Source organism: Microbacterium lacusdiani (assembly GCF_054779895.1).
Genome location: NZ_BAAGXJ010000021.1, coordinates 57,657 through 80,791, shown reverse-complemented (window position 1 = coordinate 80,791; position 23,135 = coordinate 57,657). Strand labels below are relative to the sequence as shown.

Genomic DNA, 23,135 nt, shown 5'->3' with positions numbered 1-23,135 from the left:
GTGCAACTACTCAAGACTACAGGAGCCCTCCATGCCCATCGGATTGATCGCCCTGGCCGTCGGCGCCTTCGGCATCGGCCTCACCGAGTTCGTGATCATGGGCCTGCTGCCCGAGGTCGCGCGCGACTTCGCCGTCGCGGAGGCGACCGCCGGCTGGCTCATCTCCGGATACGCGCTCGCGGTGGTCGTCGGGGCGCTCGTCCTGACGGCGGCCACCACCCACCTTCCCCGTAAGCGCGTGCTGCTCGGCCTGCTGATCCTGTTCGTCGCCGGGAACGTCCTGACGGCGCTCGCCGACGCGTACGCCCTCGCCATGATCGGAAGGATCCTGGCGGCGCTCAGCCACGGCGCGTTCTTCGGGATCGGATCCGTGGTCGCCGCCGGACTGGTGGCACCGGAGCGGAAGGGCGGCGCGATCGCCCTCATGTTCACCGGCCTGACCGCCGCGAACGTCCTCGGCGTGCCGTTCGGCACGTTCCTCGGCCAGCAGCTGGGCTGGCGCGCCACGTTCTGGGCCATCTCCGCGATCGGCGTCATCGCCTTCGCGGGCATCGCCGCCCTGGTGCCGGCCGACCGCTCCGTGACCGAGCGCGTGAGCCTCCGCGGCGAGCTCTCGGCGTTCCGCTCCACGCAGGTGTGGCTGTCCCTCCTGGTCACCGTGCTCGCCTACGGCGGGATGTTCGGCGCCTTCACGTACATCGCCTACACGCTCACCGAGGTGAGCGGCTTCGCGACGGGCGACGTCCCGTGGCTGCTCGTGCTCTTCGGTGCCGGCCTCGTCGTCGGCAACTGGCTCGGCGGACGTCTCGCCGACCGGTCGATCGACGCCACGCTCATCGGATTCATCGCCGCGCTCGCCGTCATCCTGGCGCTGTTCGCCCTGTTCGCCCTGCTCGCCGGATCGGGAGCCGCCACGATCGTCGCGCTGTTCCTGATGGGCGGCTTCGGGTTCGGCACGGTGCCCGGGCTGCAGAGCCGGATCATGGGCTACGCCGGGCAGGCGCCGACCCTGGCGTCGGGCGCCAACATCGGGGCGTTCAACGTGGGCAACGCCCTGGGCGCCTGGGCCGGCGGCGTCGGGATCTCGGCCGGGCTCGGCTACACCTCCCCCATCTGGATCGGCGCCGCGATCACGGCGATCGCGCTGGTCGTGATGATCGCGGCCGCCGCGAGTGCGGCGCGCCGGATCCCCGCTACGTCCGAGACCCCTGTGAGCGGAGCGACCGGCACGATCGCGGTCGCGCGCTGATCCCGGATCGGCGAGAGGGGGATCCGCGCACGCGGATCCCCCTCTCGCGTCTCCCGCGCGGGGCCTCAGGCGTTCGGCAGCAGCGTGTACTTCGTCGAGAGGTACTCGTGGATGCCCTCGAAGCCGCCCTCGCGGCCCACGCCGGACTGCTTGACGCCGCCGAACGGAGCGGCGGCGTTGGACACGACGCCCGCGTTGAGGCCCATCATGCCGGTCTCGAGGCGCTCGATCATCCGGTGCCCGCGCTGCAGGTCCTCCGTGTAGACGTACGAGACGAGGCCGTACTCGGTGTCGTTCGCCATGGCGACGGCCTCGTCCTCGGTCGAGAACGTGGCGATCGCGAGCACCGGACCGAAGATCTCCTCGCGCAGGATCGCGCTGCCCGCCTGCACGCCGGTGACAACGGTCGGCTGGTAGAACGTGCCGGGCCCGTCGAGCTTCTCGCCGCCGGTCAGGATGGTCGCACCGCGCCCGGTCGCGTCGGCGACCAGCTCGGCGGCCTTGTCGACCGCGTCCTCGTCGATCAGCGGGCCGATCTCGACGCCCTCCTCGGTGCCGCGGCCGATCTTCATCTCCGACACCCGCTCGGTGATCCGCCGGCCGAACTCCTCGGCGACCGACTCGTGCACGATGAAGCGGTTCGCGGCCGTGCATGCCTGCCCGATGTTGCGGAACTTGGCCTGCAGCGCACCGGTGACGGCCTTGTCGAGGTCGGCGTCCTCGAACACGACGAACGGGGCGTTGCCGCCGAGCTCCATCGAGACACGGAGCACGCCCTCCGCGGCCTGCGCGATGAGCTTGCGGCCCACCTCGGTCGACCCCGTGAAGGAGAGCTTGCGCAGGCGGGGGTCGGCGATGATCGGGGCCGACACGCGGCCGGACGACGCCGACGTGACGACGTTCACGACGCCCTTCGGCAGGCCGGCCTCGACGAGCAGGCTCACGAAGAACAGCGTGGTGAGCGGCGTCAGCTGCGGGGGCTTGATCACGACCGTGCAGCCCGCGGCGAGCGCCGGAGCGATCTTGCGGGTCGCCATCGCGAACGGGAAGTTCCACGGCGTGATGAAGAACGACGGGCCCACCGGGCGCTGCGACACGATCATCCGGCCCGTGCCCTCGGGGTTCGAGCCGTAGCGGCCCGTGATGCGCACGGCCTCCTCGCTGAACCAGCGGTTGAACTCGTTGCCGTACGCCACCTCGCCCTTGGCCTCGGCGAGCGGCTTGCCCATCTCGATCGTCATGAGCAGCGCCAGGTCGTCGGCCCGCTCGCGCACCAGCTCGAACGCGCGACGCAGGATGTCGCTGCGGGTACGCGGCGGGGTGGCCGCCCACTCGTCCTGCACGGCGGCCGCGGCGTCGAGCGCCTTGACGCCGTCCTCGGCGGTGGCGTCGGCGACCGAGGCGACGACCTCGTTCGTGGCCGGGTCGCGCACGTCGAAGGTCTTCGCCGACGACGAGTCGACCCACTCGCCGCCGATGAACAGCTGGGTGGGGACGGACGCGAGCAGCGCCCTCTCACGGTCGTTCATGGGTTCTCCTGGGATCTCGGGGGACGTGGGATGGGGTGGTCTGTGCCGCCGGGCTCACGCCTCGGCGAGCGCCTGCGCGATGACGTCGAGCCCCTCGTGGAGCAGCTCGTCGCCGATGGCCAGCGGGGGCAGGAAGCGGATGACGTTGCCGTACGTGCCGCAGGTGAGCGTCACGACGCCCGCCGCGATCGCGGCGCGCGCGACCGCGCCGGCCAGCGCCGCGTCCGGCTCGCTCGTGGCGGGGTCGACGAACTCGACCGCCATCATCGCGCCCAGGCCGCGCACGTCGCCGACGCGGGCGTCGGAGACCTGCAGCGCGGTCAGTCGCTCGCGCAGGATCGCGCCGATCTCGTTCGCGCGCTCGATCAGGCCGTCGTTCTCGTACGCGTGGATCGCGGCCAGGGCCGCCGCGCAGGCCACGGGGTTGCCGCCGTAGGTGCCGCCGAGGCCGCCGGCGTGCGCGGCGTCCATGATCTCGGCGCGGCCCGTGACGGCCGCGAGCGGCATGCCGCCGGCGATCCCCTTCGCGGTGGTGATCAGGTCGGGGACGATGCCGAAGTGCTCGCTGGCGAACATCGCGCCGGTGCGGGCGAAGCCGGTCTGCACCTCGTCCGCGATGAACACCACGCCGTTGGTGCGGGCCCACTCGACGAGGGCCGGCAGGAAGCCGTCGGCCGGGACGATGAACCCGCCCTCGCCCTGGATCGGCTCGATGATGATCGCCGCCAGGTTGTCCGCGCCGATCTGCTTCTCGATCAGGGTGATGGCGCGCTTGCCGGCCTCGGGGCCCGAGAGCCCGTCGCGGAACGGGTAGGACAGCGGCGCGCGGTACACCTCGGGGGCGAACGGGCCGAACCCGCTCTTGTAGGGCATGCTCTTGGCGGTCAGCGCCATGGTCAGGTTGGTGCGGCCGTGGTAACCGTGCTCGAACGCGACGACGGCCTGGCGGCCCGTGTGCTTGCGCGCGATCTTGACGGCGTTCTCGACGGCCTCGGCGCCGGTGTTGAACAGGGCGCTGCGCTTCTCGTGGTCGCCCGGGGTGAGGCGGTTGAGCGCCTCGGCGACCGCGACGTACTCCTCGTACGGCGAGACCATGAAGCAGGTGTGGGTGAAGCGCGCGGTCTGCTCGGCGACCGCGGCGACGACCGCCGGGTGGGCGTTGCCCACGGTGGTCACGGCGATGCCCGAGCCGAGGTCGATGAGGGAGTTGCCGTCGATGTCGACGATGACTCCCCCGCCGGCCGCGACCGTGGCGATCGGCACGCTGTGCGCGACGCCGGGCGCCACCGCGGCGGCCTTGCGGGCGAGGATCTCGGCCGAGCGGGGCCCGGGGATGGACGTGACGAGGCGTCGTTCCTGCGGCAGCGAGGGGCCGCCGGTGATCGCGGGGGTGGTGAGCGTGGCGTCGGTCATGCCGCGAGCGTACGACCGCGCCATCCGCCGGTCACTGTCCCGCTCGTACAATGCGAAAGGCGGGATTCGCCCGCGCGTACACCGGAGGCGCCCATGGCCGCGATCACCCCGCCTACGCTCGGCGCGCTCCTCGACCGCCCCGACCTCGCCCTGAGGCTCGTCACGCCGCTCGCGGACGGGGGTCGCCCCGTGCGCTGGGTGCACAGCTCCGACCTCGAGGATCCGACCCCGTTCCTCGCCGAGGACGTCGTCCTGCTGACGACGGGCACCCAGTTCCGCGGCGAGGACCCCGCACAGTACGGCGCGTACGTGGAGCGCCTCGCGCGCCGGGGAGTGACGGCCGTCGGGTTCGGCACCGAGGTCGTCCGCGCGGGCGTTCCGGCCGGACTGATCGCGGCGTGCGAGTCGGCGGGTCTGCCGCTGTTCGAGGTGCCCTTCCGGATCCCGTTCATCGCGCTCGCTCGCGCGAACGCGGAGGCGATCGCCGCGGAGTCGTATGCGCGGCGCAGCTGGGCGCTCGCGGCCCAGCGGGCGATCTCGCTCGCCGCGCTGCGTCCGGACGCCCTGGATGCGGCGCTCGCGGAGCTCGCCCGCCAGCTGGGCAGCTGGGCCGGCCTGTACGACGCCGCGGGCACCCTGCTGCATGCCCGCCCCGCTCGGCTTCCGAACGAGGTCGGCGACGCTCTCCGCGCCGAGGCCGAGGCCCTGCTCGCCAAGGGCGTCCGCGCGGCCGACACTGCGCGGATCTCGGAGCGCACGTTCGCGCTCCAGACGCTCGGCCGGGGCGGAGAGCTGCGCGGCGTGCTCGCGGTCGAGGCGGAGGGACTCGACCAGGACGCCCGGGGCGTCGTGACCAGCGTCGTCGCGATGGCGGGGTTTGCGCTCGAGCAGAACCAGGCGCTCATCCGCGCCCGCGGCGCCCTGCGCGCCGGAGTGGTGCGCGCGCTGCTGGCGGGAGACGCCGCGCTCGCGCACGACGTCGCGGCCTCATCCTGGGGCGGCCTGCCGGACGAGCCCGCCGTCGCGGCCGTGACGTCGGCCGCCCCCGAGCAGCTCGCCGCCTTCCTGGAGCTGCGCGCCGCGCAGCTCCGCGGCCGGTTCTTCTTCGGGGCGCTCCCGGATGGCGACGGCCTCCTGCTGCTCGCGGCGCGCGACGCGGACGCGCCGTTCGCCGAGGCCGCCGCACGCGGCGGCGGCGCGGTGGGGGTCTCGCGCCCCACGACGTACGCGCGCCTCGCGGCGGCGATCGAGGAGGCCCAGGTCGCGCGGGCGCGTTCGGCGGAGGGCGTCACCGGCATCGACGACGTGCCGGACGCGCTGCTGAGCTCGCTGGGCGAGGGCGCGCGCACGGCGGCGCGTGCCCTGCTCGCCCCGCTGGTCCGCTACGACGAGACGCACGGGACCGCGCTGCTCGGCTCGCTGCGGACGTGGCTGGAGCACGACGCCCGGTTCGAGGACACCGCGCGCGCCCTCGGCGTGCACCGCCACACGGTGCGCTCGCGCATCGGGCTCGCCGAGCAGCTCCTGGGCCGCGACCTGTCGTCCTTCGCGTCGCGCGCGGAGGTCTGGCTCGCGCTGGTCTCGGCGTCCTGATCCGGACGTCGTCATCCGGTGCGCGGGGCGTGTCATCGACCTCTCGGACCGCGGATCCGGCGGCTACGCTGATCGGTGTGACCGACCGCGCCCCGCTCTCCCGCAAGCTCTCCGCCATCGCCGAATCCGCCACCCTGAAGGTCGACGCCAAGGCCAAGGCCCTCAAGGCCGAGGGCAAGCCCGTCATCTCGTACGCCGCCGGCGAGCCCGACTTCTCGACGCCGCAGTTCGTCGTCGACGCCGCCGCCGAGGCCCTCCGCGACCCCGCGAACTTCCGTTACACGCCCGCCGCCGGTCTTCCCGTGCTGCGCGAGGCGATCGCGGCGAAGACCCTTCGCGACTCGGGCCTCGAGGTGCCCGCCTCGCGCGTGGTCGTGACCAACGGCGGCAAGCAGGCCGTGTACCAGGCGTTCCAGGCCGTCGTGAACCCGGGCGACGAGGTGCTGCTGCCGGCGCCGTACTGGACCACCTACCCCGAGGCCATCCGCCTCGCCGACGGCGTGCCCGTCGAGGTGTTCGCCGGCGCCGACCAGGACTACAAGGTGACGGTCGAGCAGCTCGAGGCCGCCCGCACCGACCGCACCACCGTGCTCGTGTTCGTCTCGCCGTCCAACCCGACCGGATCCGTGTACACGCCCGAGGAGACGAAGGCGATCGGCGAGTGGGCGCTCGCGCACGGCATCTGGGTCATCAGCGACGAGATCTACCAGAACCTCGTCTACGAGGGTGCCCGCGCGGTGTCGATCGTCGAGGCCGTGCCCGAGCTCGCCGAGCAGACCATCCTGCTCAACGGCGTCGCCAAGACGTACGCCATGACCGGATGGCGCGTGGGCTGGATGGTCGGCCCCGCCGACGCGATCAAGCTGGCGGCCAACCTGCAGTCGCACCTGTCGAGCAACGTCAACAACGTCGCGCAGATCGCCGCCGCCGCGGCGCTGAACGGACCGCAGGATGAGGCGCTGAAGATGCGCGAGGCATTCGACCGCCGCCGCCGTCTGATCGTCGAGGAGCTGTCGAAGATCGACGGCGTCGAGGTCCCCAACCCGCTCGGCGCGTTCTACGCGTACCCCGACGTGCGCGGCCTGCTGGGCCGCGAGTGGGCCGGTCGCACGCCGACCACGTCGCTCGAGCTGGCAGATCTCATCCTGGACCTGGCCGAGGTCGCGGTCGTGCCGGGCGAGGCCTTCGGCCCCAGCGGCTACCTGCGCCTGTCGTACGCGCTCGGTGACGACGCGCTGCTCGAGGGCATCCAGCGTCTGCAGAAGCTGTTCTCCTGACGCGAGGCGCATCGAGCGCGAGACCTCATCGACGACACGAGACCGCAGCGATCCGCTGCGGTCTCGTGCGTGTGGTGAGGTCTCGTGCTTCTCCGCGGCGGCTCAGCCGACGGGGACGGTGGGGCTCACTTCCTGAGTTCGGGTGCGACGACGCGGATCACGGCGGAGTCGTCGAGGGCCCCCAGGCCCTGCGCCTCGCCGAGCAGGAACAGCTGCTCCGCGGCTGCTGCCACGGGGGTGGACAGGTGCGCCTTGCGCGCGGCCTGCCCCACGATCCCGAGGTCTTTCACGAAGATGTCGAGGCGGCTGAGCACCTCGGCGCCACCCTCGTCGTACGCCTGCAGCGCGCGGGGGCCGCGGTTGCCGAGCATGAACGAGTCGGCCGCACCGGCCGTGAGCGCCTCGAGCGTTCGGGCGCGGTCGAGGCCGAGCGCGTCGGCGAGCGCGAGCGCCTCGGCGGCGGCGGCGATGTGGACGCCGCACAGCAGCTGGTTGACGGTCTTGAGCGCCTGGCCGTCGCCGGGCTTGTCGCCCACCACCGTCAGCGTGGACGCGAGCTGCTCGAGCACCGGGCGCGCCGTCTCGAGGGCCGCGGGCTCCGCGCCGACGACGATCAGCAGGTCACCCTCGCCGGCGCGCACGGGTCCGCCCGAGAGCGGCGCGTCGATGAGGCCGGCGCCGCGCTCGGCGAGCCGTGCCGCGATGTCGGCGATGCCCTCGGTGCCGACCGTGCTGGTCAGGATGACGACGCTCCCCTCGCCGAGGTGGGCCGAGAGCCCCGCCTCGCCGAACAGGAGGTCGTTCAGCTGCTCGCCCGTGCGCACGGCGACGAGCACGGCATCCGCGCCCGTCACCGCGGCCGCGGCCGAGTCCGCGGGCGCGACGCCCTGGTCGGCGGCGAGGGCGAGGCGCTCGGCGGCGAGGTCGTAGCCGCGCACCTCGAAGCGCTGTGCGAGACGGGCGGCCATGGGAAGGCCCATGGCCCCCAGGCCGATGACGGCGACGGTGCTGGTCATGCGATGTCCTTTCGACGGGGAGGTCGGTGCTCGTCCGCGAGCGTCGCGACGACGCGGGAGAGCGAGTCGGGGCCGCCGACGTTTCCGGCGAAGACGACGTACGGGATGCCCACGGCGGGGCCGCTCTCGGGCCGCCACAGCGACACGATGCCGGGCAGCATGGGGCCCACCACCGTCGCGCGACGGATCTCGAGCGCCTCGCTCGCGACGTCGCTCGAGGTGATGCCGCCCTTGGCGATCACGAAGCGGGGCGGCGCGATGCGCAGCACGCGGCGCACGAGCTCGACCACGCCGCTGGACACCTGCCGGGCGATCTCGAGGCTCTCGTCGGGCGATCCGCCCGTCACGAGGTCGCGCGTGGTGTGGACGATCACGGTGCCGTGCGCGAGGGCCTCGGAGACTCGCGCGGCGCTCTCGTCGAGGTGAGCCTCGCGGCGCTCGTCGATCAGGCGGCGCACGTCCAGCTCGACCGTGGCGGTGTCCGGGCGCTCCGCGCGCAGGTGCTCCAGCTGCGCGGTGGTGAGGGGGACGTGGCTGCCCACGACGACGAGCCCGCCGCGCCCCTCGGCGAGGTCCAGCTGCGACGCCTGCACGGGCTCGGCGATCTCCTGGCCGATGTGCGCGCGCAGGTACGGCGGGCCCACGCGCAGCAGCACGTCGCGCTGCAGGCGGTGGAGCGCCAGGGCGACCGCGCGCATGTCTGCCTCGTCGACCACGTCGACCGCCACGACCGTGCCGTCGGGAAGGGCCGCCAGGAACTCCCCCACCGCGTCGGGGCCACGGCGGATCACGTCGATCGTGAGCGCCGCGACCGCCTCGGCGGGCACGCGCCCGTCCGTCTTCTCTTCTACCCAGTCGCGCAGGTCCGACGACGCGAAGCCGAACGTCGCATCCTGCGCGAAGGGCGTCCGCCCGACGGGCGTCGCGACATCGTCCACGACCCAGTAGTGCACCGAGCGCACCGTGAGGCGACCGGCGTCCGGGAACGCGGGGACCAGCAGAGTCAGCGCGGGGGCGGTCTCGCCGTGCGCGGCGACCTCGGCCGCGAGGACGTCGGTCTCGAGCGGGAAGTGCCCGCGCAGCGTCGAGTCGCTGCGCGACACGAACGTGACGCGGCGGCCGGCGGCGCGCGCGGCGGCGAGCGATACGGCGACGATCTCGCGGTTGCGCTCCGCCGCCGTGTCCTCGTCGAGCGAGCGCGTGTTCGTGAGCACGTAGACCGCCGGCGCGCCGGTGGCGAGCGCGGCATCCAGGTCCTCGCGCTCCCAGCGCGTGAGCACCGGAAGATCCGCGACCGACTGTGTGCCGGTGGGGTCGTCGTCCAGCACGATGAAGACCGAGGCCGGGTCGAGCGCGGCGCGCACGTGGTCCGCGCGGATGTCGAGCGGGGCGGGCAGGTCCGCGAGCAGGGTCGCGACGGGCAGGTTGCCGGCGGGCAGATTCTCGGGGGACACGAGAACTCCTTCGTTCACGGATGGGATCCGCGCGGCGGTGCGGCGGAAACCGAGGTATCAGATATCAGATACCGACTGTACGCCCAGACCGCGCTCTCCGCCACACGAGCGACCGGCCGAGCGGCCCGGGCCGTGTCAGTGCTGGTGCACGAAACGCAGCAGATCGTCGCGCGTCTGGCGCATGTGGCTCGCCATCGCGTCCCGGGCGGCCAGCGGGTCGCCGGTCGCCAGCGCGTCCAGCACGGCGGCGTGCTCGGCGATCGCGTGCTCGCGGATGTCGAGCACGGCGCTGGTCTCAGCGCGCGTGGCCTCGAGCATCGAGGTGAGCGGGCGCATGGTGGCCAGCAGGATGCGGTTGTCGGCGGCGCGCAGGATGACGTCGTGGAAGTCGAGATCGGCCGCCACGAACGCGTCGACGTCCCCGTCCGCGTGGGCCCGCCGCATCCGCTCGAGGTCGGCGCGCAGCGCCTCGAGATCGTCCGCCGAACGGCGCTCCGCGGCGAGCTGCGCCGCGCCCGTCTCGATCATGACGCGCACCTCGAGCAGCTCGAGCGAGGAGCGCTCGCGCGCGCCCTCCGTGCGGGCGTGCCGCACGACGGCCTCCAGTCCGGTCCACTCCGACGCCGGAGCGATCCGGTGCCTGCTGCCCGGCACCTGAACGATCACGCCCTGCGCCTGCAGCAGGCGCACGGCCTCCCGCACGGTGAGCCGCGACACCCCGAGCTGCGCCGCGATGTCGCCCTCCGGCGGCAGCTGCTCGCTGGCCCGCAGCTCGCCCGCGATGATCGCGTCGAGCAGCCGGTCGACCACCTCGCGCGTGCGGGACACCTTCGCCATGGCCGTCAGAGCTCGACGCCGACGAGCACCGGCTCCGGCTGCAGGACGATGCCGTACTCCGCTGCCACCCGGCTCTGCACGAAGCGCGCCAGCTCCGCGATCTCGCCGGCGGTCGCGCCGCCCCGGTTGGTGAGCGCGAGCGTGTGCTTGGTCGAGAGCGAGGCGCGCGAGCGCGGCAGGTGGAAGCCCTTGCCGAGCCCCGAGTGCTCGATCAGCCAGGCGGCGCTGACCTTGACGAGCGTCTCCTGCGGCGGACGAGGCGGCACGAAGCCCTCGTACGCGGACAGCGGGATGACCGCGACCGTGTCGAGCTGCGGCGTCATGGGCCACCGCGGGCACTCCGCGGGGAGCGTGCGCGCGACGTGCTCGTCCACGATCGGGTTGTTGAAGAACGACCCGGCGCTGTGCGTGTCGGGATCCGGGTCGTCGAGCACCATCCCCTTGCCGCGGCGGGTCGTGATCACGGTGTCGCGGATCCACTGCACGGACACCGCGTCGTCGGTCGACAGACCGAGCGCCGAGCGCAGGCGCGCGTCCTCGATCGGGCGCGGCCCGTGACCGACGTGCACCAGGTCGAGCGTGAGCGACAGGACGACGGCGGAGCGCTCGGCGGTGGAGCCGTAGTGCTGCTTCAGCACCGAGGTCCGCGGGCCGAGGCCCAGCTCGGACGCCGGCACGGTGGAGACCTCGCCGGTCTCCTCGTCGATCAGCTCCACCTCGACGAGCGTCTGGACGATCTCCTGGCCGTACGCGCCCACGTTCTGGATGGGCGCCGCGCCGGCGGTGCCCGGGATGCCCGACATCGCCTCGATGCCCGACAGCCCCTGCGCGACGGTCCAGGCGACGAGCTCGTCCCAGTTCTGGCCGGCCTGCACGCGCAGGCGCACGGAGCCGGCCGGTGCGCCGGGGACGACCTCGAAGCCCGAGGTGAGGATCCGGATCACCGTGCCGGGGAACGGCTCGTCGCCCGGCAGAAGGTTGGATCCGCCGCCGAGCACGAACCACGGGCCGCCGTCGGCCCACACGTCGCGGAGGGCCGCGACGAGCTCGTCCTGCGTGCGGGCGTCGATCATGCGCGCGGGCGTAGCGCCGACGCGCAGGGTGGTGAGGCTGCGCAGCGGGATCGGCTCGATCTCGGGCATCGACGTCACGCGGTGCGGACCCGCACCTGCGCCTTGCCGAGCACGGAGGTGCCGGCGTGGGTCACGGTGAGGTCGATGCGCGCGGTGCCCTCGGCGACCTCGCCGACCTTCGCCGTGACGGCGACGTCGGCGCCGTCCTCCGGGTCGACCACGACCGGGCGCGTGAAGCGCACGCCGTACTCGACGATCCGGCCGGCGTCGCCGAGCCACGGGACGATCGTCTCGACCGCGAGGCCCATGGTGAGCATGCCGTGCGCGAGCACGCCGGGCAGGCCCACGCGCTCGGCCACGTCGTCGCGGTAGTGGATCGGGTTGAAGTCGCCGGAAGCGCCCGCGTACCGCACGAGCGACTCGCGCGTGAGGTGCACCGTGCGCTCGGCGACGACGTCGCCGACCTGGATGGCGTCGAGCGCGCTCATTCCTCTCCCCCGATCAGCAGCACCGAGGTCGCGGTGACGACGTGCGCGCCGTCCGCGTCGGTGATCTCGGCCTCGCTCGTGACCATGGCGCCCTGCCCCATGGCCCGCAGGCCCGTGACGGTCAGCTGCCCCGTGAGCTCGTCGCCGGCGACGATCGGCCGCGTGTAGCGGAAGCTCTGCTGCGCGTGGATCGTGCGCTCCAGCGCGATGCCCGAGTCGGGCTCGGCGAGCAGCTGCTGCAGCGTCATGTCCTGGATCACCATCGCGAACGTCGGCGGGGCGACGACGTCGCCGTAGCCGAGCGCGCGGGCGGCCTCGGGGTCGTGGTGCTGGGCGTCCTCGGCGAACACGGCGCGCGCGAACTCGCGCACCTTCTCGCGTCCGACGAGGTACGGCGCGGTCGGCGGGAACGCGCGACCGAGCAGTTCGGGATTCACTGGCACCGGCTCATCCTATCGACCGCCCCTGACCGGGCCGTCGACCGGCCGGGCTCACTCCTTCGGCTTGCGGGACGCGCGGATCGCGCGCTGGGTCATCTGAGCCGTGATCACGACGAGGAAGATCACGAACAGGATGTTCGCGACCTGCGGGTCGATCACGTTCGCGACCAGGGTGCCGAGGGGCGCGGTGACGCATGCCGTGACGCCGATGCAGAGCCCGGCGACCAGATCGACGTTCTTGTGGCGGATGTTGCCGATGGTGCCCGACATGGTGGTCGGGATCATCATGAGCAGCGACGTGCCCTTGGCGACCAGGTCGCTGGCGCCGAACAGCAGGATCAGCACCGGCACCACGACGATGCCGCCGCCGACGCCGATCAGACCCGACAGGACGCCCGTGACCAGGCCCGTCAGCACGAGCGCGGCACCGGCCCAGAACGTGAGAACCAGCTCGGCGTCGCGCGACGGGATGATGACGAACAGGCTGATCATCACCACGATCAAGAAGCCGACGAAGAACCATCGCAGCACGGGCTCGGACAGGCGGTGCAGCAGCCGGGTGCCCACCTGGGCGCCCACGACCGCGCCCGCCGCGAGCAGCAGCGCGGCGATCCAGTCGACGTCCCCGTTGACGGCGTACGCGATGACGCCCACCGCCGCGGTCGGGATGATGGCCGCCGACGACGTCCCCGACGCAAGCTTCTGCCCGAACGCGGCCAGCATGACCAGCAGCGGGACGATCACCGTGCCGCCCCCGACGCCGAAGAGCCCCGAGAGGAATCCGGAGAGGAGGCCGATCGCCACGAACACGACGATGACCCGGGGACCACGGGCGCTCAGCGCGCCGATCATGCCTCGATCACTGTTCCACGGTATCGCGCGTCGCGGCCCCTCCCGCGTCCCGCAGGGGAACGGATGCCCGGACGTGTGGCACATCCCGGCCGCGAAGGCAAGCACTTGAGCCGTCCGGAACCGCGATGTGACCCTGGCGCGACACGCGATCCGCAGAGAGGAGCCCCCATGAAGGCGATGGTCTATCGCGGCCCGTACAAGGTCAGGGTCGAGGAGAAGGACATCCCGGCGGTCGAGCACCCGAACGACGCGATCGTGCGGGTCACGCGGGCGGCCATCTGCGGCTCGGACCTGCACCTCTACCACGGCATGATGCCCGACACCCGCGTCGGGACGACGTTCGGTCACGAGTTCATCGGGGTGGTCCACGAGGTCGGCCCGTCGGTCGAGAGCCTGAAGGCCGGCGACCGCGTGATGGTGCCGTTCAACGTGTACTGCGGCTCGTGCTGGTTCTGCTCGCGGGGCCTGTACTCGAACTGCCACAACGTCAATCCGAACGCCACCGCGATCGGCGGGATCTACGGCTACTCGCACACGTGCGGAGGCTACGACGGCGGGCAGGCCGAGTTCGTGCGCGTGCCCTTCGCGGATGTCGGGCCCAGCACGATCCCGGACTGGCTGGACGATGACGACGCGCTCCTGATGACGGATGCTCTCGCGACGGGGTACTTCGGAGCGCAGCTGGGCGAGATCGCGGAGGGCGACACGGTCGTGGTGTTCGGGGCGGGGCCGGTGGGCCTGTTCGCGGCGAGGTCGTCGTGGCTGATGGGCGCCGGTCGCGTGATCGTGGTCGACCACCTCGACTACCGCCTGGAGAAGGCGCGGGAGTTCGCGTTCGCCGAGACGCTGGACTTCGCCGAGCACGACGACGTGGTCGTGGCGCTGAAGAAGGCGACCGACCACCTCGGGGCCGACGTGGCCATCGACGCGGTCGGGGCCGAGGCCGACGGCTCCCTCGCGCAGCCCATCACGGCCGCGAAGCTCAAGCTGCAGGGCGGATCGCCCGTCGCGCTGAACTGGGCCATCGACTCCGTCCGCAAGGGCGGCAACGTGTCCGTCATGGGCGCCTACGGTCCGATGTTCTCGGCCGTGAAGTTCGGCGACGCGTTCAACAAGGGCCTGACGCTGCGGATGAACCAGTGCCCGGTGAAGCGGCAGTGGCCGCGGCTGCTGGAGCACATCAGGCACGGCTATCTGAAGCCGAGCGAGATCATCACGCACCGCATCCCCCTCGACGACATCGCCGAGGCCTACCACCTGTTCTCGGCCAAGCTCGACGGCTGCATCAAGCCCGTCATCATCCCGAACGCGGCCTAGAGAGGAGCACCGCATGCCGTACACCGCGAAGGATCCGACGCACACGCGGTCGCCGGAGGAGCTGCGCGACCGCATCCCCGGATGGGGAGCCGATCTCGATCCGGCCGACCGCCCGGCGCACCCGAAGCTCCGATACGACCCGAACGCGACGGGCGCCCACTGGGAGGAGCCGGAGCAGCAGCCTGAGCTGGTCCCCCGCGAGCGCTCCATCGAGCATGCGCGTCTGACCCCCGTCTTCGGCACCGCGGTGCCGTTGCATGGGCTGTCGGGCGTCGTCCGGCGATACGCCTACCGGTTCAGCGAGGCGCGCGCGGCCCACTGGCTGCTGCTCCTGCTCGGCGACCGGATCGACGCGGTCGAGAGCCACCTCGTCTCCCTCGTCAGGGGACGGCCCGACGACCCCGTGACAGAGTCGGGGATCGAGGCCGAGCGCACGCGGCACGGGCTCGCATCGCGCCTCGGGCGAGGTCGCGTCGACGTGAAGCACCACTGGATGGACCCGCTCATCGTCGCCGGGCCCTGGGTGCTCGCCGCGTGGGGGGTCGTCTCGCTGGTCCGCCGGGTCGCCTCCCGACGCTGACCGCCGCGGTCAGCGCGGGCGGACGGTGAGGGTCTGCGCGAGCGTCCCGAAGGGGCCGCGGTCGTCGTGCAGGACGCTGTGCGTGAGGCCGGCGCCTCGGGGCCCGAACGACGCGGTGGTGTCGCACGCGACCCACTCCCCCTCGGGCTCCCGCAGCAGGTGCGCCGCGAAGTCCAGGCTGGGGAAGATCGCGACGTCGGGGCCCACCCGCGCCATGAGCCCGTTCGCCACGTCGATCATGGCCATGATCCGCGCGGTGGGGCTCACCTCCCGACCGTCGATCACGCCCACGACCGGACGCAGCCAGGTGACGCCGCGCCCCTGCCCCTCCTGCGCGCGCCGCGCCTCGAGGGAGCGGACGAAGCCGCCGGGCCACACCGCGCCGGGGTCCCACGCCGAGAGGGCGTCCCGCGCCGGCACGGGCGGGAACGCCGTGCCCGAGATCGCCGCCGTGTCGAAGACCGCCGCCAGCCAGGCCCGAGCGATGAGGGCGGGGCGCCCGTCCTGGGCGAGCCTCGCCTCGACGAGCTCGATCGTGCGTCCCGTGCGCAGCACGGTGACGGCGATCTCGACCGGCTCGAGCCGGAGGACCCCCAGGACGTCGACCGCGAGCCGGGTGATCCGGAGGTCGTCGGCGCGGCGCGCGTCGCGGTCCCGCTCGATCGCGTGGGTCAGCAGTCCGATGGCCGGCGCGACGTGCTGCTCGTCGGGGTTCCAAGCGCCGCTCACATGCGCCGTGGGCACGAAGCGCGCGTCGGTCTCGGGGATCCAGTAGGCGGAGGTCTCGGCCATGACACCGCTCAGTCGGTGATCGGCGACGGCGGCGTGCCGAGGCGGTCGAGCTCGGGCCAGAACTCGTCCGGGACGGCCGTCGCGGAGAGCTCCAGGAGCTGGGCGATCCGCTCGGGACGGCCCACGCCCACGACGGTGGAGTGGATGCGCGGTTCGCGCAGCGAGAAGTGCAGCGCGACCGCCGGGACGGGCAGGTCCCACTCCCCGCACAGCTCACGCAGCCGCGCGATCCACCGCTGCAGCTCCTCGGGCGCCTCGGCGTACGCATAGCGCGTGCCGGTGCCCGCCAGGATGCCGCTGCCGAACGGCGCGGCGTTGAAGACGCCCATGCCGAGGTCTGTGGCGTCGGCGATGAGGCGCTCTGCGCTGCGGTCGACGAGCGTGTACCGGTTGTGGGTCAGCACGGCGTCGAACACCCCGGAGCGCACGTACACGGTCTCGAGGCTCAGCTCGCCGACCGCGATGCCGATCGCACCCACCAGGCCCTGCTCGCGCAGCTCCGTCATGCCCTGCACGGCGCCGCCGGGTGCGAAGGCCTCTTCGACGCTGATGACCCACGGGTCGTGCAGGTGCAGCAGCGGCAGGCGCTCGACGCCGAGTCGCTCGACGCTCTCCTCGAACGAGCGCCAGACCCGGTCGCGGTCGAACCGGCCGTCGAGCCCGACGTCGGCCTTCGTGACGATGCTGTGGCCCGGGGCGAGACCCCCGCGGGCGGCGAGGGCGCGGCCCAGGGCGCGCTCGCTCTCGCCGCCGGCGTAGTTGTTCGACGTGTCCACGACCGCGAATGGGGACGACAGCATGGCCTCCGCCATCGCGAGCGGATCCACGTCGGCGCGCTTGCCGAGCGATGAGGCGCCGAGCGTGACGGGCGCGACCATCAGGTCGGTGCGGCCGAGCCGGCGGAGGGGCAGGTCCGTCATGCTCGGCACGCTACCAGCGACGGCGGATCAGCCCTCGACGGCCTCCTCGGCCTTGATGGCCGAGAACTCGAACTCGAGCGTGATCTTCTCGGAGACGAGCACGCCGCCGGTGTCGAGCGCCGCGTTCCACTCGAGGCCGAAGTCGCGGCGGTCCAGGCGGCGCGTGCCCTCGAAGCCCGCGCGGAGGTTGCCGAACGGGTCGCGCTCGATCCCCGTGAACGACAGCGGGATCGTGAGACCTGGCGCGTGATGTCGCGGATCGTGAGGTCGCCGATCACGTTGAGTGCGTTCTCGTCGACCTCGTCCTCGGCCGTGCTGCGGAACACGATCTCGGGGTACGTCTCGGCGTCGAAGAAGTCGGCGCTGCGCAGGTGCTCGTCGCGCTGGGCGCTGCGGGTGTCGATGCTGGCGACCTGGACGCGCACCTCGACCCAGGAGTTCTCGGGGTGGTCCACATCCACGTGGATCCTCCCGTCGACGTCGTTGAACGCACCGCGGACCTTGGTGACCATCGCGTGCCGGGCCGAGAAGCCGACGCGCGTGTGGTCGCGATCGAACAGCCAGTCGCCGTTCATGGAGGCATCGAGAGCAGTCATGGTTCTCCTCGGGTGAGAGTCCGTGCGGATCGTCAGCACGTCGCCCCAACGCCGCGAGGCATCCCCGAGCGAGAACCCGCTCAAAACGAAAGAAGCGCCCCGGAGGAGCGCTTCTTTCGTTCTGTAGCAGGAGCGGGGCTTGAACCCGCGACCTCACGATTATGAGTCGTGCGCTCTCACCAACTGAGCTACCCTGCCATCCGCATCCCGGTCGCCGAGATGCTGAGAGCCCCGAGTCAGGATTGAACTGACGACCCCTTCCTTACCATGGAAGTGCTCTGCCACTGAGCTATCGGGGCGTGCTGCCCGCATCGGGGCAACCAGAAGAGGATATCACCCTCCGGGCCCGTCCTCGAAACCGAGTGCGCGCCCGCGCGAGTCTCACTCGCCGGCGACCCCCTCGGCCGCGTCCTGTGCGGCGTCCGCGGCCTCGCCGACGGTCTCCTCGACCTGGCCCTTCGGGTAGTGCGTGCCGGCGTGCTCCTTGAGCCACGGCATCGGGTCGATGGCCTGACCGCCCGGCAGACGCAGCTCGAAGTGCAGGTGCGCGCCGAACGAGCGGCCCGTGTTTCCGACGACGCCGAGGACGTCGCCGACCTCGACCTGCTGGCCGGGGACCACGTTGAGCGAGCCGTACTGCATGTGCGCGTAGTGGCTCGAGATGACCTGGCCGTCGATGACGTGGTCGATGTACACGTGCACGCCGTACGCGCCGCCGGCCTCCGTCGCGACGCGGACCGTGCCGTCTGCGATGGCCTGGATCGGGGCGCCGTTGCCGGGCGTGAAGTCGATGCCCTCGTGCAGGCGGCCCCAGCGCTGACCGAAGGCCGACGACATGCTCGTGCCGAGCACGATCGGCCACTGGATGTCGGCGGTCGGGTCGTTGACGTACACCGCGTTGGCGGTGTTGATGCCCGTCACGGCCGCGAGCTCGGCGAAGGTCGCGGTCTCGTAGCCGCTGGCGCGCTCGATCTGCGCGTTCTTCACCTCGGCGGGCGCGACGAAGGCCTGGATCTCCTCCTCGGCCGCCTCCTCGGCGCCGGATGCGCTGATCGAGGTGGTGGCCGCGGCGACATCCACGTCCGCTGCGAGCGCGGTGATCGGCGTGGTCATGCCCACGGCAAGCAGGCCGACGACGCCGAACGCGCTGATCGAGGCGGCGACGGTCGCCACGCGACGGAAGGCCGAGGGGCGGCGCGCGACGTGGTGGGCGCCGGTCCGGGGCTCGGACTCGGCGGTGAGGTCCGGCTCAGGGGACGCGACCGGCGTCTCACCCGTGAAGTTCAGGGCGCGCGCGGCCTCGATGAACAGGTCGACCGGGTCCTCCGGCAGCGGCTTCTCGGCGGCCTGCGCCTCGGCGCGGGTCACCGTCTCGGCGATGGCCTCGGGCTCCGCCTTCTCGGCGGCCGCGGGCTCGGCATCCGCCTCGAAACGGATGTGCCGCACCGGGGCCGCGGGCGCGGGCACGGCAGGCAGGTCGGAGAGGGTCTCAGGAGCGCGGTGCGCCGCGTCGGCGCCGAGCGCGCGCAGCTGGCGGCGCGTCAGCGGCGCCTGGGTTACGGGGCGCGCATCTGCGACGCGGCGAGAGCGGCGCGTGGGCGCGGGCTCAGCCGAGGGGACGTCGAAGGGCACAGAGGATCTTTCGGTAGGCGCCGCGAACGGGGAGGACGGCGCGCCTGCACGGGATGGGAACCGCTGCCCCGTCTCGGGTGGACAGAGTAACGATTGGATAAACACTATCGGGTTCCGGCTGAAAACGCCACGTGGCGGGAACCCACCCAGCGGGCCTGTGGAGAGGCGGGCCGGCTGATCAGCCCAGGATGCGCGCCCGCAGCTGCTCGTAGAGCTCCGGTCCGGCGACGATCGTCAGCGCCCGTCCGTGCTCGTCGGGCTCGAACCATCCGGTGCGTCCCCCGGCCTCATCGACGAGCAGCCGGCCGGCGGCCAGGTCCCACGGCTGGAGCCCGCGCTCGAAGTACCCGTCAAGCCGACCGGCGGCCACGAAGGCGAGGTCGAGCGAGGCGGCGCCGATCCGACGGATGTCGCGCGCGAGCGGCATGACCCGCGACAGCACCTCGAGGTCGCCGGCGTGCGTGCTCTGGTCGTAGCCCAGGCCGGTCGCGATCAGCGCGCCCGCCGGGGTGTGCTCGGTCACGGCCAGGCGCTCCTCTCCCAGCCAGGCGCCCTCGCCCGCCGCCGCGCGGAAGGTCTCGCCGAGCGCGGGCGCGTGGACCACTCCGGCGAGGGCGCGCCACTCCCCCGGATGCACCGACCCCTCGACCGCCGCGATGCTCACGGCGTACGACGGCATGCCGAAGGCGTAGTTGACCGTGCCGTCGATCGGATCCACGATCCAGGTCACTCCGCTGGTCCCGCCCGAGTCCCCGGACTCCTCGCCCAGGAATCCGTCATCCGGGCGCGCCTGCGCCAGCCGGTCGCGGATGAGCGCCTCGACCTCGCGGTCGGCCTCGGTGACGATGTCGGCGATGGTCGACTTGCTCGCGGCGATGGACACCCCCTCGCTGCGGCGGCGCCGGGCGAGCTCGCCCGCCTCCGTCGCGATCTCGAGGGCGATGTCGTGCAGCTCGAGGGGCGTCGTCATGCCCCCACGCTATCGCCGCCGGTCAGCGCGGCGGCTGAACGGTCGGAGGCTGTTCGGGGTACCCGGGCGCCTGCGGCGGGAGCGGCGGCGCCGGCGGGGCCGCGTGCGAGCCGGGACCCGGCGCGGGCTGTCCCTGCGGGGCGGGAGCCGCCTGCGGCGGCGCGGCGTGCGGCGCCATGGGCGCCTGCGGCACCGACGGCACGCCCGTGTAGTACGCGTTCCAGTCCGGCGAGCCGTCGGGCAGCACGGGCAGCGGGGTGCGGCCGTCGGCGTAGGTCGGCCACTGAAGGACGGGCGCGGCCGGCGGGACGAATCCGGCGCCCGCGACGCCGTGCGGAGCGACGGGCCGGGGTCGCGGGGCGAACAGCGCATTCAGCAGCGGGATGAGCGTCGTTCCGACCGCGACCAGGATCGCCAGGGCGACGACGAACCGCCAGTACAGCTCCGGGTAGTCGAACGCATCGGGGAACGCCAGGTAGAACACGAGCAGCAGCACGAGGATCCCGAGCAGCGCCGAGGTCACGAGGGCGATCGCGCGCGTGAACGTGGTGACGTAGCGCGCGTGGGCGCGCCAGAACAGCCGCTGGTGCAGCAGCGCGAGCTGCAGGACGCCGATCGTGAGGATGAGGTGCCAGAGCCGCTCGACCGGCTCGTACGAGGCGTACCCGTACTCGTCGACATGCTCGGGCGACCAGATCTTGACCGCGCCGACCAGCAGGGCGATCACCCACGTCGCCATGCTGGCGATCACGAGCCAGCTGGGGCGGCGTGCCGCGAGGTTGGCGTCCAGCAGCGCGACGCCGGCGAACGCGGCCAGCAGCAGGATCGTCAGGAACGCTTTGCCGATCAGCCCGTTCTGGTCGCCGATCAGGACCCACACGACGCAGACCAGGGCGGCCGCGATGAGCGCGCCGATCGCGACCCAGATGGCGCCGCGGAGCATCAGCGGCATCTTCTCCTGAGCCGGCGCCGTTCCCTCCGGCGCCGTTCCCGGCGCCGGCTGCGGTGCCGGCCGGTCCTGCGGTGCGCCCGCGTGCGGAGTCGACATGGAGATCCCCCTTCTCGCGCGCCCCCACGGCCCGCGCAGTCATCCTGGCACGCGGACCCTCTCCCGCACACCGGGCCTTTCGGAGGACACGTCGCGCGCGACCGCGGAAGCAGGCTCTCCCGGGAACGACGAAGGCCGACCCGTGCGGGTCGGCCTTCGTCCATCCGGTGGCAAGTGAGGGATTCGAACCCCCGAAGCATTACGCGGCTGATTTACAGTCAGCTCCCTTTGGCCGCTCGGGCAACTTGCCATGCGCACCCGACCGACTTTTCCAGACAACCGGAGGCGCAAGCGTCCATATTACCCGCACACGGCGCAGGGTCGAAATCGTGCCGTGCGACCGGGCGCGGCGGCCACCGGGGCGCCGATCAGGCCGCCGTCTCCAGGACGCGGGCCACGAACTCGCGCGTGCGGCGCTTGGTGCCGTCGATCTTCATGTCCACGCTGCCCCGGTACTCGTTCGGCGCGAGAGGCATGGCGAGGCGGACGTTCTCGTGGCACGACAGATCGGCGCACATGTAGGTGCCGACGCTGTCGCCGTGCGCGCCCGCCGTGCCGGCCTTGCGGGCCGTGAACAGCGAGACCTGGTTGCCCGGCTGCATGGTGCGGCAGATGTTGCAGAAGGCCGACCGGGCGCGGGACGATCCCTCGGCCGCGCGCAGCAGCACGCCGGTCGGGGTGCCGTCGACCTCCGCGACGATGTAGCCGCGGCCCCGCGAGCGGGGATCGCGCCAGGCGAGGAAGTCGAGGTGGTCCCATTCGGTCAGCACGAAGTCGTGCGGCAGGGCCATGAGGGCGACGTCCGCCGGATCGGCGTTGACGAACGAGCCGCGCAGCTCGGATTCGGTGAGCGGGCGCATACGACCTCCCCGATGTCGGATGGCTTTCGCCCAGCAGTCTACGAAGCGCGCGCAGTAGGCTGGCCCGCATGGCCGACAGCAGCTTCGACATCGTCAGCAAGGTTGACAAGCAGGAGGCGGACAACGCCCTCAACCAGGCCCGCAAGGAGGTCGAGCAGCGCTACGACTTCAAGGGGACCGGAGCCTCGATCGCGTGGAGCGGCGAGCAGATCCTGATCACCGCCAACAGCGAGGAGCGGGCCAAGGCCGTGCTCGACGTGTTCCAGTCCAAGCTCATCAAGCGGGGCATCTCGCTCAAGAGCCTCGACTCAGGCGAGCCGACCGCCAGCGGCAAGGAGTTCAAGCTCGTCTCCAGCCTCAAGGACGGCATCTCGCAGGAGAACGCCAAGAAGATCGGCAAGATCATCCGCGACGAGGGGCCCAAGGGCGTCAAGTCGCAGATCCAGGGCGACGAGCTGCGCGTCTCGAGCAAGAGCCGCGACGACCTGCAGGAGGTCATCCGCCTGCTGAAGGCGGCCGACCTCGACATCGACCTCCAGTTCATCAACTACCGCTGAGGATTCGGATGGACGGGTTCGCACCGATCGACTCGGGCAAGCGTCTGCTGGCGGACGCCGTCTTCCAGCATCTGAGCCGCGCGATCATCGAGGGCCAGCTCGACCCCGGCGAGCGCATCCGCGACGCCGAGCTCGCCGAGCAGCTGCAGGTCTCGCGCATGCCCGTGCGGGAGGCGCTGCAGCGCCTCGAGCGCATCGGGCTCGTCGAGATGATGCCGAGCCGCTACACGCGGGTGACCGAGGTGACCGAGGAGGTCATCCGCCACTCGATGGCGTACGCGGCCTACAAGCTCGGCAACGACATCCACATCGCCGCGACGCGGCTCACGGACGACGAGCGCACCCGTGCACTCGAGCTGCTCGACGGCATGGCCGACGCGCTCGGCGACACCGAGACGTCGATCGCGGCGCGGATCGCCTTCTCGCGGTACATCGCGTCGACCCTGCCGCAGAGCGTCTACAGCCAGCATCTCGACGACCTCGACGTGGCGCTCGAGCGCAACCTCAACCACATCGGGCCCGTGCTGGGCGACGACGAGCTGCGCGAGAACTACGCGGAGCTGCGCGAGGCGCTCGTCTCGCGCGACGCGGGCGCCGCCGAGCGCCTGGTGCGCGCCCAGTTCGGCCGCTGAGCCCGGACGG

23 protein-coding genes and 3 tRNA genes are annotated in these 23,135 nt (G+C 72.3%); 7 read left to right on the top strand and 19 right to left on the bottom strand.

Annotated elements, in window-relative coordinates; genetic code table 11:
- Window positions 1–31 precede the first annotated feature (31 nt).
- Window positions 32–1,249, top strand: a complete 1,218-nt coding sequence (locus ACYVGN_RS11050) for an MFS transporter (RefSeq protein WP_460790782.1) — start codon at window positions 32–34, stop codon at window positions 1,247–1,249.
- Between the two features lie 65 nt (window positions 1,250–1,314).
- On the opposite strand, the gene ACYVGN_RS11045 is transcribed toward ACYVGN_RS11050, so the two are convergent.
- Both ACYVGN_RS11045 and gabT read right to left on the bottom strand, forming a co-directional pair.
- On the bottom strand, window positions 1,315–2,778 hold the full coding sequence (locus ACYVGN_RS11045; protein ID WP_055992719.1) for an NAD-dependent succinate-semialdehyde dehydrogenase: 1,464 nt from the start codon (window positions 2,776–2,778) through the stop codon (window positions 1,315–1,317).
- 54 nt (window positions 2,779–2,832) lie between these two features.
- Window positions 2,833–4,191: a 4-aminobutyrate--2-oxoglutarate transaminase gene (gene gabT, locus ACYVGN_RS11040; protein WP_460790780.1), complete on the bottom strand. Its 1,359-nt coding sequence runs from the start codon at window positions 4,189–4,191 to the stop codon at window positions 2,833–2,835.
- A 93-nt stretch (window positions 4,192–4,284) separates the two neighbouring features.
- On the opposite strand from gabT, the gene ACYVGN_RS11035 reads away from it, so the two are divergent.
- The gene (locus tag ACYVGN_RS11035; protein WP_460790779.1) at window positions 4,285–5,784 is read left to right on the top strand and encodes a PucR family transcriptional regulator; all 1,500 of its coding nucleotides are present in this window, start codon (window positions 4,285–4,287) and stop codon (window positions 5,782–5,784) included.
- A 77-nt stretch (window positions 5,785–5,861) separates the two neighbouring features.
- Window positions 5,862–7,061: a pyridoxal phosphate-dependent aminotransferase gene (locus tag ACYVGN_RS11030; RefSeq protein ID WP_460790777.1), complete on the top strand. Its 1,200-nt coding sequence runs from the start codon at window positions 5,862–5,864 to the stop codon at window positions 7,059–7,061.
- 125 nt (window positions 7,062–7,186) lie between these two features.
- Here the strand turns inward: ACYVGN_RS11030 and ACYVGN_RS11025 are convergent, their stop codons facing one another.
- The 7 genes from ACYVGN_RS11025 to ACYVGN_RS10995 all read right to left on the bottom strand — a co-directional run bounded on the left by ACYVGN_RS11025 (window position 7,187) and on the right by ACYVGN_RS10995 (window position 13,221).
- Entirely contained in the window at window positions 7,187–8,077 is an 891-nt protein-coding gene (locus ACYVGN_RS11025; protein ID WP_460790775.1) for an NAD(P)-dependent oxidoreductase, read from the bottom strand.
- The gene (locus tag ACYVGN_RS11020; protein WP_460790773.1) at window positions 8,074–9,531 is read right to left on the bottom strand and encodes a four-carbon acid sugar kinase family protein; all 1,458 of its coding nucleotides are present in this window, start codon (window positions 9,529–9,531) and stop codon (window positions 8,074–8,076) included. Before ACYVGN_RS11020 ends, ACYVGN_RS11025 begins: the two co-directional genes overlap by 4 nt.
- Window positions 9,532–9,666: 135 nt before the next feature.
- A complete protein-coding gene (locus ACYVGN_RS11015; RefSeq protein WP_460790771.1) occupies window positions 9,667–10,368 on the bottom strand; it encodes a FadR/GntR family transcriptional regulator in 702 nt (233 codons plus the stop codon).
- A 5-nt stretch (window positions 10,369–10,373) separates the two neighbouring features.
- Entirely contained in the window at window positions 10,374–11,510 is a 1,137-nt protein-coding gene (locus ACYVGN_RS11010; RefSeq protein ID WP_055992851.1) for a UDP-N-acetylmuramate dehydrogenase, read from the bottom strand.
- A gap of 5 nt (window positions 11,511–11,515) precedes the next feature.
- Entirely contained in the window at window positions 11,516–11,929 is a 414-nt protein-coding gene (locus ACYVGN_RS11005) for a MaoC/PaaZ C-terminal domain-containing protein (RefSeq protein WP_055992701.1), read from the bottom strand.
- Window positions 11,926–12,372, bottom strand: a complete 447-nt coding sequence (locus ACYVGN_RS11000; RefSeq protein ID WP_134745573.1) for an FAS1-like dehydratase domain-containing protein — start codon at window positions 12,370–12,372, stop codon at window positions 11,926–11,928. The genes ACYVGN_RS11005 and ACYVGN_RS11000 overlap by 4 nt, the downstream gene beginning before the upstream one ends.
- A gap of 48 nt (window positions 12,373–12,420) precedes the next feature.
- Entirely contained in the window at window positions 12,421–13,221 is an 801-nt protein-coding gene (locus tag ACYVGN_RS10995; RefSeq protein ID WP_460790769.1) for a sulfite exporter TauE/SafE family protein, read from the bottom strand.
- 168 nt (window positions 13,222–13,389) lie between these two features.
- Here ACYVGN_RS10995 and ACYVGN_RS10990 point away from each other — a divergent pair, with 168 nt between their 5' ends.
- The gene (locus ACYVGN_RS10990) at window positions 13,390–14,538 is read left to right on the top strand and encodes a zinc-dependent alcohol dehydrogenase (RefSeq protein WP_460790767.1); all 1,149 of its coding nucleotides are present in this window, start codon (window positions 13,390–13,392) and stop codon (window positions 14,536–14,538) included.
- 13 nt (window positions 14,539–14,551) lie between these two features.
- The gene (locus ACYVGN_RS10985) at window positions 14,552–15,118 is read left to right on the top strand and encodes a hypothetical protein (RefSeq protein WP_460790765.1); all 567 of its coding nucleotides are present in this window, start codon (window positions 14,552–14,554) and stop codon (window positions 15,116–15,118) included.
- Between the two features lie 9 nt (window positions 15,119–15,127).
- Here the strand turns inward: ACYVGN_RS10985 and ACYVGN_RS10980 are convergent, their stop codons facing one another.
- From ACYVGN_RS10980 to ACYVGN_RS10935, 10 genes are all read right to left on the bottom strand, one after another.
- A complete protein-coding gene (locus tag ACYVGN_RS10980; protein WP_460790764.1) occupies window positions 15,128–15,910 on the bottom strand; it encodes a thioesterase family protein in 783 nt (260 codons plus the stop codon).
- 8 nt (window positions 15,911–15,918) lie between these two features.
- A complete protein-coding gene (locus ACYVGN_RS10975) occupies window positions 15,919–16,830 on the bottom strand; it encodes an aldo/keto reductase (RefSeq protein WP_460790762.1) in 912 nt (303 codons plus the stop codon).
- Window positions 16,827–17,426, bottom strand: coding sequence for a YceI family protein (locus tag ACYVGN_RS10970; RefSeq protein ID WP_460790760.1), 600 nt, complete (start codon window positions 17,424–17,426; stop codon window positions 16,827–16,829). The genes ACYVGN_RS10975 and ACYVGN_RS10970 overlap by 4 nt, the downstream gene beginning before the upstream one ends.
- A 124-nt stretch (window positions 17,427–17,550) precedes the next feature.
- A tRNA-Met gene (locus tag ACYVGN_RS10965) sits at window positions 17,551–17,624 on the bottom strand.
- A 29-nt stretch (window positions 17,625–17,653) separates the two neighbouring features.
- Window positions 17,654–17,725: transfer RNA gene (locus ACYVGN_RS10960), tRNA-Thr, on the bottom strand.
- Window positions 17,726–17,807: 82 nt separating this feature from the next.
- A complete protein-coding gene (locus ACYVGN_RS10955; protein WP_460790758.1) occupies window positions 17,808–19,058 on the bottom strand; it encodes a M23 family metallopeptidase in 1,251 nt (416 codons plus the stop codon).
- A gap of 178 nt (window positions 19,059–19,236) precedes the next feature.
- Entirely contained in the window at window positions 19,237–20,028 is a 792-nt protein-coding gene (locus tag ACYVGN_RS10950) for an inositol monophosphatase family protein (protein ID WP_460790756.1), read from the bottom strand.
- A 22-nt stretch (window positions 20,029–20,050) separates the two neighbouring features.
- Window positions 20,051–21,076: a hypothetical protein gene (locus ACYVGN_RS10945; protein ID WP_460790754.1), complete on the bottom strand. Its 1,026-nt coding sequence runs from the start codon at window positions 21,074–21,076 to the stop codon at window positions 20,051–20,053.
- Between the two features lie 168 nt (window positions 21,077–21,244).
- Window positions 21,245–21,326, bottom strand: a tRNA-Tyr gene (locus tag ACYVGN_RS10940).
- A gap of 118 nt (window positions 21,327–21,444) precedes the next feature.
- Window positions 21,445–21,936: an FBP domain-containing protein gene (locus ACYVGN_RS10935; protein WP_460790752.1), complete on the bottom strand. Its 492-nt coding sequence runs from the start codon at window positions 21,934–21,936 to the stop codon at window positions 21,445–21,447.
- A 68-nt stretch (window positions 21,937–22,004) separates the two neighbouring features.
- Between ACYVGN_RS10935 and ACYVGN_RS10930 the strand changes: the two genes are divergently transcribed.
- On the top strand, window positions 22,005–22,493 hold the full coding sequence (locus ACYVGN_RS10930) for a YajQ family cyclic di-GMP-binding protein (RefSeq protein ID WP_055992660.1): 489 nt from the start codon (window positions 22,005–22,007) through the stop codon (window positions 22,491–22,493).
- 8 nt (window positions 22,494–22,501) lie between these two features.
- Window positions 22,502–23,125: a GntR family transcriptional regulator gene (locus tag ACYVGN_RS10925; RefSeq protein WP_134745583.1), complete on the top strand. Its 624-nt coding sequence runs from the start codon at window positions 22,502–22,504 to the stop codon at window positions 23,123–23,125.
- The last annotated feature ends 10 nt before the right edge of the window (window positions 23,126–23,135 follow it).